The 9,142-nt window shown below is 68.1% G+C and carries 13 protein-coding genes; 6 read left to right on the forward strand and 7 right to left on the reverse strand.

Annotated features, from left to right (window positions below):
* Positions 1-12: 12 nt before the first annotated feature.
* Genes AC1DMQ_RS13945 through AC1DMQ_RS13955 form a run of 3 tightly spaced genes read right to left on the reverse strand, consistent with a single transcriptional unit; the run spans position 13 to position 1,820 of the window.
* Positions 13-426 (reverse strand): DUF2200 domain-containing protein, encoded by a 414-nt coding sequence (locus AC1DMQ_RS13945; RefSeq protein WP_477034154.1) that lies wholly within the window; start codon positions 424-426, stop codon positions 13-15.
* A 21-nt stretch (positions 427-447) separates the two neighbouring features.
* A complete protein-coding gene (locus AC1DMQ_RS13950; protein ID WP_477034155.1) occupies positions 448-1,365 on the reverse strand; it encodes an acyl-CoA desaturase in 918 nt (305 codons plus the stop codon).
* Complete coding sequence (locus AC1DMQ_RS13955; RefSeq protein WP_477034156.1) at positions 1,362-1,820, reverse strand: hypothetical protein; 459 nt, start codon at positions 1,818-1,820, stop codon at positions 1,362-1,364. The genes AC1DMQ_RS13950 and AC1DMQ_RS13955 overlap by 4 nt, the downstream gene beginning before the upstream one ends.
* Before the next feature lie 88 nt (positions 1,821-1,908).
* Between AC1DMQ_RS13955 and AC1DMQ_RS13960 the strand changes: the two genes are divergently transcribed.
* Positions 1,909-2,220 (forward strand): metalloregulator ArsR/SmtB family transcription factor, encoded by a 312-nt coding sequence (locus tag AC1DMQ_RS13960; RefSeq protein WP_477034157.1) that lies wholly within the window; start codon positions 1,909-1,911, stop codon positions 2,218-2,220.
* Here AC1DMQ_RS13960 and AC1DMQ_RS13965 read toward each other — a convergent pair.
* Complete coding sequence (locus tag AC1DMQ_RS13965) at positions 2,217-2,582, reverse strand: hypothetical protein (protein WP_477034158.1); 366 nt, start codon at positions 2,580-2,582, stop codon at positions 2,217-2,219. The two genes, AC1DMQ_RS13960 and AC1DMQ_RS13965, sit on opposite strands and share 4 nt — an antisense overlap.
* Positions 2,569-3,135, reverse strand: coding sequence for a hypothetical protein (locus AC1DMQ_RS13970; protein ID WP_477034159.1), 567 nt, complete (start codon positions 3,133-3,135; stop codon positions 2,569-2,571). The genes AC1DMQ_RS13965 and AC1DMQ_RS13970 overlap by 14 nt, the downstream gene beginning before the upstream one ends.
* 120 nt (positions 3,136-3,255) lie before the next feature.
* On the opposite strand from AC1DMQ_RS13970, the gene thiD reads away from it, so the two are divergent.
* The 3 genes from thiD (at position 3,256) to AC1DMQ_RS13985 (ending at position 5,632) form a co-directional block, all read left to right on the forward strand.
* Entirely contained in the window at positions 3,256-4,062 is an 807-nt protein-coding gene (thiD, locus tag AC1DMQ_RS13975) for a bifunctional hydroxymethylpyrimidine kinase/phosphomethylpyrimidine kinase (protein WP_477034160.1), read from the forward strand.
* Entirely contained in the window at positions 4,059-4,643 is a 585-nt protein-coding gene (locus AC1DMQ_RS13980) for a nucleotidyltransferase family protein (RefSeq protein WP_477034161.1), read from the forward strand. The genes thiD and AC1DMQ_RS13980 overlap by 4 nt, the downstream gene beginning before the upstream one ends.
* Positions 4,644-4,786: 143 nt before the next feature.
* A complete protein-coding gene (locus AC1DMQ_RS13985; RefSeq protein ID WP_477034162.1) occupies positions 4,787-5,632 on the forward strand; it encodes a PhzF family phenazine biosynthesis protein in 846 nt (281 codons plus the stop codon).
* An 11-nt stretch (positions 5,633-5,643) separates the two neighbouring features.
* Here AC1DMQ_RS13985 and AC1DMQ_RS13990 read toward each other — a convergent pair whose 3' ends face one another.
* Positions 5,644-6,009, reverse strand: a complete 366-nt coding sequence (locus tag AC1DMQ_RS13990) for a hypothetical protein (RefSeq protein WP_477034163.1) — start codon at positions 6,007-6,009, stop codon at positions 5,644-5,646.
* 145 nt (positions 6,010-6,154) lie between these two features.
* Complete coding sequence (locus tag AC1DMQ_RS13995; protein WP_477034164.1) at positions 6,155-8,038, reverse strand: ATP-binding protein; 1,884 nt, start codon at positions 8,036-8,038, stop codon at positions 6,155-6,157.
* A gap of 240 nt (positions 8,039-8,278) precedes the next feature.
* On the opposite strand from AC1DMQ_RS13995, the gene AC1DMQ_RS14000 reads away from it, so the two are divergent.
* Positions 8,279-8,536 carry a hypothetical protein gene (locus tag AC1DMQ_RS14000; protein ID WP_477034165.1) on the forward strand — a complete coding sequence of 86 codons (258 nt, stop codon included), beginning with the start codon at positions 8,279-8,281 and terminating at the stop codon, positions 8,534-8,536.
* A 57-nt stretch (positions 8,537-8,593) separates the two neighbouring features.
* Positions 8,594-9,022 (forward strand): hypothetical protein, encoded by a 429-nt coding sequence (locus tag AC1DMQ_RS14005; RefSeq protein WP_477034166.1) that lies wholly within the window; start codon positions 8,594-8,596, stop codon positions 9,020-9,022.
* The last annotated feature ends 120 nt before the right edge of the window (positions 9,023-9,142 follow it).

A 9,142-nucleotide genomic window follows, 5' to 3' on the forward strand; every position in this document is an offset into this window, starting at 1 on the left:
CCGCTCGCGAGCCTAGCCGGGCGCCTGGCGTMGCAGGATCTTCTCCATCGCCTTGCCCTTGGCCAGTTCGTCGATCAGCTTGTCCAGGTAGCGGATCTCCCGCATCAGCGGCTCGGCGATCTCTTCGACGCGAATGCCGCAGATCAGGCCCTTGATCTCGGTCCGCGCGGGATTCAGTTCGGGCGCCTGGGCGAAGAAGGTCTCGAAGTCCGTCTTCTCCGCGAGATGGGACTCGAACTCCGCCTGGGTGAAGCCGGTCAGCCAGAGGATGATCTGGTCGACCTCGGCGTTGGTGCGCCCCTTCCTCTCCACCTTGGCGATGTAGAGCGGATAGACGCTGGCGAAGCTCATTGTGTAGATGCGGTGCTTGGTCATCACGATCTGGTCCGCTTGCGACGGGGCGCGCCGGCTGGAGATCGCTAGCATTTCCCGTCCTCCGGCGCAGGTCTAGACCCGCGCCAGCCCCGCCCGCTCCGGCAAGGTCTCCGGCGTGCGCACGTCCCACGCCAGCCCCAGCCGCTCCAGCAGGCGGATGAACATGAAGCCCCAGTCGGCTTGGCCCGGATAGAGCCCCAGCTTGGCCGAGCCGGGCCAGGCGTGATGGTTGTTGTGCCAGGCCTCGCCCATGGTCGGGATCGCCGCCCAGGGCACGTCGTGGGCCTGGATGCCCGAGGCCTCGACCAGCCAGCGCTGCGGCCCGGCGCGATGGGCCAGGCGGCCGACGAACCAGTGGCCGGTCACCGACACGCAGACCCTCGCGCAGACGCCCCACAGCAGCCAAGGCCAGCCGCCCAGGGCGAACAGCGCCACGGCCACCGGCAACTGCTGCAGCATCCAGGTCCGTTCCAGGAAGCGGTAGAACCGGTCGCCGGCGATCCGCGCGGGGATCTCGACGCGCGGCGGCGAGGCCAGCACCAGCCGGCCGTGCAGGTTCCAGGCGTAGTCGGTCCAGAAGCCGGCGCGGTTGGACAGATAGGGATGGCAGTCGGACTGGCGCTGACCCCAGTCGCGCAGGTCGTGGCTCCGGATCATCGCCAGCGGCCCGCTCATGCCCACCAGCGTGCCGGCGTACATCATCAGATGGTCCAGCCAGAGCGGGCTCTGGAAGCTGCCGTGGATCAGCCGCCGGTGGAAGCCGATCGAGTGGCCGACCAGCAGGGTGGCGCCGGTCAGCGCGACGAAGACGGCCAGGCCGCTCCAGCTGAAGAACCACGGTGCGGCAAGGGCCCCGGCCAGCATCGCGCCCTGCCAGAGCGAGGTCGCCGGCGCCCAGACCACGCGGCCGGTCACGGCGTCGTCGGCGGGCGAGGGGATGATGGAATGGACGGCGTAGGGATCGTCGTGGTCGGGATGACTGTCAGTCATTGGCCGGTCCTTTCGGCGCGATAGGCGCTCCTGGCCACGGTCCAGCCGACGACCGCCCCGATGGCCACCAGGGGGGCGATGATCAACAGGACCCCGAACCCTTCACCGCCCTCGGGGGCGGCGTCGGTCAGCGTGAAACCGCCTCCGACCACCAGGAGGACCAGGGTCGCGCCGGCCGCCGAGGAGACGGCCCGCGACCGCAGGCCCAGGCGATGCAGGACCCACCAGACCGGGCCGCCGACCACCAGGATGCCGGCGAACCAGATCGGCGTGGCGAAGGCCAGGCTCATGAGGCCGACCCAGAAGGCGAGGGGGCCCGCGCCCGTCACGACCATCACCACGACCGTGACGGCCGCGACCAGCAGGCCGCCGTACCCGGCGCCGGTCAGCATGGCGAACAGCACGCGATCCGGCGGGAGCGAGGCGGTGGGCCGTGGAATCAGGAGGCAAGCCATGGTCGCGTCTCCGGCATTGAGTAAGCTATTCCTTAAATACCTCATCACCTATTTGCAAGCGGTTAGCGAACAGCTTAAATACCCTCGCATGCAACGCGTGTTCGAAGCCCTCTCCTCGACGGTCCGCCGGAAGATCCTCGCCTATCTGGCCCATGCCGAACTGACGGCGGGCGAGATCGCCTCGCGGTTCCAGATCTCCAAGCCGGCGGTGTCGCAGCACCTGTCGATCCTGGAGGCGGCGGGTCTGGTGCGCAGCGAGAAGCGCGGCCAGTTCGTGCACTACAGCCTGGTGCGGGACAGCCTGGTCAACACGCTGAACGACTTCGTCCAGGAGGTCTGCCCGGTGTCCAAGCCGTTGAAGACCGAGAGCGCGCGGCTGAAGGACGAGCGGGAGGACTAGCCGCCCGGCAGGGCGTCCATCAGGTGGCAGGACTTTCCGGCCGTGAGGTTTTCCAGGCCGATCACGTCCAGGGCATGGCCGTCCTCGCCCTCGATCTCGGCGTATTCGCCGAGAACCTCGACATAGACCGGCGCCTTCAGGGTCTTCAGGCGTTCGCGCAACCGGGCGACCGGCTTTTCGGACTCGCCCGCGCGGTCGCGCAGGACGTAGCGGTTCTGGGCCAGGTCGCAGCGAGTCAGCACCACTTGGTCCTTCCGGACGTCCAGCGTGCCGATGAACAGGTCCTGGGCCAGGACCGGCGCGGCGGTCGCCATGGCGGCGAGGCCGCAGAGCGCGGCGAGGGGCAGGTTACGGAGCGGCATTTTCGATCATCTCGAAGGTGTAGCTGCAGCCCGCCAGCGTCTTGCCCGGATGGGAGGTGACGGTGGAGACGTTGAGGGTGACATGGGTCTTGTAGGTGAAGCCGCCGGCCTCGCCCTTGTCGGTGGTGGTCGCCATCTCGCGCTCGCCCAGGAACTTGGCGGGCACGTCGATGGCCGGCTCGATCTTCAACTCCCGGGCCAGCGGATGCGGGTCGGCCTCGTCGAGCACGGCCATCGGGCCGGAGCTGTTGAAGACGATGTGGCGGGTCTGACGGCCGAACACCGTGATCGGGGCCCTCAGCGCATAGGCCCTCAGCAGGAAGTTGGCCGACTTTTCCTCGGTGAGGCCCAAGGCGGCCCGCGCCTTGGGCGCCTCGTCGCCGACCAGCCAGAAGGCCAGGGCGTTGTAGGTCGGCACGTCGTAGGTCCGGCATTCGATCAGCTTGGCCAGGTCGATGGTCGCCGGATCGATCTCGGCGTCGTCGCGGGCCCAGGCCGAAGCCGGCGCGAGACAGGCGGCGGCGATCAACGCGACGCAAAACGATTTTCTCATACGGAGATCCCGACCACGCAACCTGACAACGGATAAGCGCCGGTTGCGGTGAAGGTTCCGCTGAGGGCGTCGTTTCAAACCGCCTACCCCAGACCCCCGACTCCCCGCTAGAACCACCTCATGACCCAAGCCTCGCATCAAGGCCGCGTGCTCGTCCTCGCCGGATCGGATTCCGGCGGCGGGGCGGGGATCCAGGCCGACATCAAGACCATCACCGCCCTGGGCGGCTACGCGGCCACGGCGATCACCGCGATCACCGTGCAGAACACCCTGGGCGTGACCGGCGTGCATCCGATCCCGCTGGATATCGTCGAGGCCCAGGCCCGCGCCGTGCTCGACGACATCGGGGCCGACGCCCTCAAGACCGGCATGCTGGGCGACGCCGCCATGGTCGAGGTCGTGGCGCGGGTGCTGGACAGCGCCAAAGGGATTCCGGCGGTCATCGACCCGGTGATGATCGCCAAGGGCGGGGCCTCGCTGCTGGCCCAGGAGGCGATCGGCGCCTTGAAGAGTCTGCTGATCCCCCGCGCGGCCCTGCTGACCCCCAACGCCCCCGAGGCCGCCGCCTTGACGGGCCTGAGCGTCGAGACCACCGACGACCTGCGCCGGGCCGGCGAGGCGCTGCTGGAGCTGGGCGCCCACGCGGTGCTGATGAAGGGCGGCCATGTGTCGGGAGAGCGGGTCGTCGACCTGCTGATCACCCGCCAGGGCGAAACGGCTTTCGAGGGCGAGCGGATCGAGACCCGCCACACCCACGGCACCGGCTGCACCCTGGCCAGCGCCTGCGCCACGGGCCTGGCCCAGGGCCTGAGCCTGACCGAGTCGGTCGCCCGGGCCTGGAACTACGTCCACGAGGCCATGCTGCGCGCGCCGGGGTTCGGGGCCGGGCATGGACCGTTGGATCATGCGTGGGTGATGCGTAAATGAGTGATCTGGAATCCCGCCTCGTCGACATCGTCCGCGGCGTGCCGACCACCATGCAGGTGCTGCGGACGATCCGCGAGCTGGACCTGCCCGACGCGATGATCTTCTCCGGCGCGATCTACCAGCCGGTCTGGAACCACCTGACCGGCCGGACGCCCGATTACGGGATCAAGGACTACGACGTGGCCTATCACGACGATTCCGACACCTCGTACGAGGCCGAGGACGTGGTGATCCAGCGGGTGGCGGCCCAGTTCGACGAGCCGCTGAAGAGCCTGGTCGAGGTGCGCAACCAGGCCCGGGTGCACCTGTGGTTCGAGAAGAAGTTCGGGGCCGACGAGCCCTATCCGCCGCTGCTGAACAGCGCCGACGCCCTGAAGCGCTTCGTGGCCACGGCCTTCTGCGTGGGCGTGCGGATGGAGGCCGACGACAGCCTGTCGGTGTTCGCGCCGTTCGGGCTGGACGACCTGTTCGCCCTGCACCTGCGGCCCAACCCTCTGAGGGTGAAGGGCGCGGGCGGCTGGGCGCGCACCACGGGCTCGGCCCAGGCCCGGTGGCCGGAGATCACGGTGGAGGGGCAGTAGGCCCGGGGCAGAGCTGGGGACAGGCGCGTGCGCCTGTCCCCGTCCGCATCCGAAAACATTGTCACCCGAGACAATGTTGCCTTTGATCCAGGGACGCCTTGATCCTACGACCGCGAGATCGACCGATCGTTCGGAGCCTCGCCATGCGCCAGTGGACCATCGACGCCTTCGCCTCGGGCCCGTTCAAGGGCAATCCGGCCTGCGTGGTCGAGCCGTTCGAGACTTGGCCTGACACCGCCTGGATGCAGGCCCTGGCCGCCGAGAACAACCAGGCCGAGACCGCCTTCCTGCTGAAGACCGCCGATCCGGCGCGGTTCGGCCTGCGCTGGTTCACGCCCACCGTCGAGGCCCCGATCTGCGGCCACGCCACCCTGGCCAGCGCCCACGCCCTGTTCGAGGAACTGGGCGTCGACGCGCCGCTGCTGACCTTCGACACCCTGGCGGGCGACCTGACCGTGCGCCGGGCCGGCGAGGTGTTGGGCGGGCCGGGGCTGGAAATGGACTTCCCGGCCGATCCGCCGCGCCGGGTCGAGGCCGGGCCGGACCTGGCCAAGGCCTTGAACGTGACGCCGCTGGAGGTCTGGGCAGGGCAGTACCTGCTGGCCGTGGTCGCCGACGAGGCGACGGTCCGCGGGCTGTCGCCCGATCTGGCGCTGCTGAACACGATTGGGGCTGACCTGGCCAAGGGCGGGGCGGGGCAGGTGATCGTCGCCGCCCTGGCCGATGCGGGCCGCGACTACAGCGTGATCAGCCGGTTCTTCGCCCCGGGCTGCGGCATCCCCGAAGACCCGACCACGGGCTCGGCCCACTGCATCCTGATGCCGCTCTATGGTGAGAAGCTGGGCGCGGCGACCCTGCGCTTCCATCAGGCCTATCCCGGCCGGGGCGGGGACCTGGAATGCGAAAACCGCGGCGCGCGCGTTCTCCTGCGCGGCCGCGGCTTCACGATGGTCGAGAGCCGGCTGAGGGGGGGACCGGCTCTCGATTAGGTCTCTAGACCTTAGTAGCGACGGCCGTAGCCATAGTCGCGGTCGTGACGCTCGTAGCGGATCTGGGCGCTGATGCGGTCGTAGCGACGATCCAGGTCGGCGCGTTCCCAGCCGCTCAGGCCGCCGCGACGATAGCGGCTTTCCAGGCGGGCGGTTTCACGCAGGTCGCCCTTCAGGCGCCAGGCTTCGTTGCGGGTCAGGGCGCCGTTTCGGATGCCCACGTCGATACGCTGGTCGAGGCGGGCGACGCGGTCGCCGCCGACATCCTGGTAACCGCCACGGCCATAGCCGCGATCATAGGACTGGGCCGAGGCGACGGCGGGAACGGCGGCGGCGACGGCCGAGACCGCGGCGATCGAAAGCAGAATCTTTTTCATCGGTACGGTTCCTCTCGAAATGTTTTCCGACGCCCGACGGGACGACGTTGACCTCAAGAGACCACACCCAACCTGAAACGGTTCTGAGCCGCTCGTTATGTTCTGTTCAGGTACCTGAACCCCTGCGCCCCCTTTTGGCGGAGGGTTAAGCCGCCGCGACCTTGGACCCGTCGCGCCGCGCGGCGGCCACGGCGGTTTCGATCGCGTCATAGAGCTTGGTCACCTCGATCGGCTTGGCGACGTGGCCGTCCATGCCGGCGGCCATGTAGCCCTCGACCTGGTGGACCAGGGCGTTGGCGGTGACCGCCACGATGGGGATGCGCTTGCGGTTCTCGCTGACCTCCAGCGAGCGGATGGTGCGGGCCGCCTCGACGCCGTCCATCACCGGCATGTGGATGTCCATCAGCACGATGTCGTGGCCGCCGCGCTTCCAGGCTTCGACGCAGGCCGCGCCGTCGGCCACCAGCTCGACCTCGGCGCCCAGCGGGGCCAGGACCGCGGCGATGACCTTCTGGTTGGTCGGATTGTCATCGGCGGCCAGCACCCGCAGGCGGCGTTCGGACTCGATCGGCGGCGGGGCGGCTTCAATCTGGGCGGGGACGGTGGCCTCGCCGCGCGGCATGGCCACCACGACGGTGAAGGTCGAGCCCTGGCCCTCGCGGCTCTGCACATGGACGCCGCCGCCCATCAGGGTGGCCAGCTCGTTGCAGATCGACAGGCCCAGGCCCGAGCCGCCGAACCGGCGGGTGGTCGAGCTGTCGGCCTGGACGAACTTGTCGAACAGGCGCGGCAGGGTCTCGGCGTCGATGCCGATGCCGGTGTCGACCACGTCGATGCGCAGGCCGCTGCCGTCGTCGGCCGAGGCGAAGCGCACCGAGACGCTGCCTTCCAGCGTGAACTTCAGGGCGTTGGAGACCAGGTTGCCCAGGATCTGGCGCAGGCGGTCGGCGTCGCCGCGCCACGAGCCCAGGGCTTCGGGGGCGACGAAGACGCCGAACTCCAGGTTCTTGGCCCGGGCCTGGGTGGCGTAGGATTCGCGGACCGACAGGGCCAGGCTGGCCAGGTCGAAGTCGCGCTCCACCAGGTCCAGGCGCCCAGCCTCGATCTTCGACAGGTCGAGCACGTCGTTGAGCACCGACAGCAGCAGCGCGCCGGACTCGCGGATCACCGACAGGCGCTCGCGCTGGGCGGCGCTCAGCTCGCCCATGGCCATCACCTCGGTCATGGCCAGCACGCCGTTCAGCGGGGTGCGGATCTCGTGGCTCATATTGGCCAGGAAGTGCGACTTAAGGACGTTGGCGGCGTTGGCGTCGTCGCGCGCCTTGACCAGTTCGGCCATCGCGCCGCGCAGGTCGTGGTCGTTGATCTCCAGCCGCGAGACCAGGTGGTTGAAGCTGTCGGTCAGGCTCTGGAAGACGTCGTCATCGGCCGCCTGCTCCACGGGCTTGAAGCGGCCGTCGGCAGCGACCTYGCGCATGGCCTGGGACAGGCGCTCCATCGGCTTGGTCATGCGGCGGGCCAGGCCGTTGGCCAGCAGGATCGCCAGGCCGGCCGAGCCGAAGAACAGGGCCCCGGTCAGGGCTAGGTCGCGCGTCAGGATCTCGGCGATGCTGGGCTGGCGCACCACCAGCACGACCCGCCCCACGCGCTTGCCGGCCAGGTACACGGGTTGAACGATCTGACCGACGTTCTTGACGTTGAGGGCGCCGACCTGGGCGACAACTTGGTTGTCCATGTCGATCAGCCGGACGGCGGCCACGTGCTGGGCCTTGCCGACCGCCTCAAGCGCCCGGTTGGCGCCGACCGCGTCGTGGTCGGCCAGGGGCACGGCGGCGCCGGCGGCGACCATCTGGGTCAGGATCTCATGATTGGCCCGGGCTTCCTGGCGCGCGACGCTCCATTGCTGCAGCATGAAGCACAGACACGCGGCGACCAACGCCACCACGGTCGTCAGCAAGGCCACGCCAGCGATTCGCGCCTGCAGGGGCGCGTGCGGCATTCCTTCGAAGTCGCGGCTTTCGTCGATCATGACCCGTCCGGGGTGGTTTATCGGCCTTATTCTCGCGCGATCTTCCTAACGGATCGCTTCCACGAACGCGCTTGTCCACGCCAAACTAACGCTAATGGTTGTTTTTCTTTCCCCGCCCTTAACATTTGGTTTACCCTCTATCTTAGGTTTTCGTTAAGGGAGATGGGCGTGGAAAAGGCTTTCGTTGCTCAACGTGTCGCCAATAAGCTGTTTGCTACGGAAGCAGCTGTGGACGCCGCGATGGTTGAAACCATGGAAATGATGGCGGAGCTGATCCAGGCCCGTAAGGACCTGGGCCTGTCAGCCACCGTCGGTAACGGCGTCAGCGCCAAGCTCGGCGACGCCGTCTCGGCCCTCGCCGCCGCCCGCACCGCCGTCGTCGAAGCTCACCTCGAGCTGGACGAAGTCCGTCAGCGCATCGGCATCCGCACCAAGCTGATCGGCGTGATCGGCAAGGAAGGCTCGCTGGTCCAGCACGACATGCGCGCCGCCAGCTAAGCCACATTGCGATAGTTTAATACCTTGGGTCTCTAATTTCGGTTAGAGACCCAAGACATGCACCTAGAGCTCCTGATCCTGTTCGGTTGGATGCTGATCCTGGGCGTCAGCCTTTTGGCATGGCGTTTGGGCGGCCAGGTGGAGCGGCAAGTCGCGGCTCTGGTGGTGATCATGTCTCTCGCCATCACCCTTATCGGCCTGATGCCGGACAAGGGGATGCAGAAACCCAGCTACTTCCTGGTCGACGGCCTGTTCGGGGCCGGACTGCTGATCCTGGCCCTGCGCTACACGACCGCCTGGCTGGGCGTCGCCGTTCTCCTGCAGGCCGCGCAGTTCAGTCTTCACGCCTACTATCTGGTGGCGGGCAAGATGTACGACACCTTCTACGCCATGGTGAACAACCTGGTCAGCCTCGGCGTGCTCCTGTGCCTGGTCGCCGGATGTCTGTTGGCCTGGCGCAAGCGCCAGCGCGCCGCGGGAAAATAATTTCCGCAATCGGACGATTTGTCCGACGCGCGGCAAAATCTCTCCTTGCCTTCGCCGCCGAAACGAGGTTTCTCGCCGGCGGGCCACATCCCCCCAACGGGATGCAGTCCATCTGTAAGG

This window comes from Caulobacter sp. 05L422 (assembly GCF_056397765.1).

What these genes read in the sequence shown, in the direction of transcription:
- AC1DMQ_RS13950 (WP_477034155.1), bottom strand. Translation starts at nt 1,365, where the DNA reads ATGACTGACAGTCATCCCGACCACGACGATCCCTACGCCGTCCATTCC.
- AC1DMQ_RS13955 (WP_477034156.1), bottom strand. Translation starts at nt 1,820, where the DNA reads ATGGCTTGCCTCCTGATTCCACGGCCCACCGCCTCGCTCCCGCCGGAT.
- AC1DMQ_RS13960 (WP_477034157.1), top strand. Translation starts at nt 1,909, where the DNA reads ATGCAACGCGTGTTCGAAGCCCTCTCCTCGACGGTCCGCCGGAAGATC.
- AC1DMQ_RS13965 (WP_477034158.1), bottom strand. Translation starts at nt 2,582, where the DNA reads ATGCCGCTCCGTAACCTGCCCCTCGCCGCGCTCTGCGGCCTCGCCGCC.
- AC1DMQ_RS13970 (WP_477034159.1), bottom strand. Translation starts at nt 3,135, where the DNA reads ATGAGAAAATCGTTTTGCGTCGCGTTGATCGCCGCCGCCTGTCTCGCG.
- thiD (WP_477034160.1), top strand. Translation starts at nt 3,256, where the DNA reads ATGACCCAAGCCTCGCATCAAGGCCGCGTGCTCGTCCTCGCCGGATCG.
- AC1DMQ_RS13980 (WP_477034161.1), top strand. Translation starts at nt 4,059, where the DNA reads ATGAGTGATCTGGAATCCCGCCTCGTCGACATCGTCCGCGGCGTGCCG.
- AC1DMQ_RS13985 (WP_477034162.1), top strand. Translation starts at nt 4,787, where the DNA reads ATGCGCCAGTGGACCATCGACGCCTTCGCCTCGGGCCCGTTCAAGGGC.
- AC1DMQ_RS13990 (WP_477034163.1), bottom strand. Translation starts at nt 6,009, where the DNA reads ATGAAAAAGATTCTGCTTTCGATCGCCGCGGTCTCGGCCGTCGCCGCC.
- AC1DMQ_RS14000 (WP_477034165.1), top strand. Translation starts at nt 8,279, where the DNA reads ATGGTTGAAACCATGGAAATGATGGCGGAGCTGATCCAGGCCCGTAAG.
- AC1DMQ_RS14005 (WP_477034166.1), top strand. Translation starts at nt 8,594, where the DNA reads ATGCACCTAGAGCTCCTGATCCTGTTCGGTTGGATGCTGATCCTGGGC.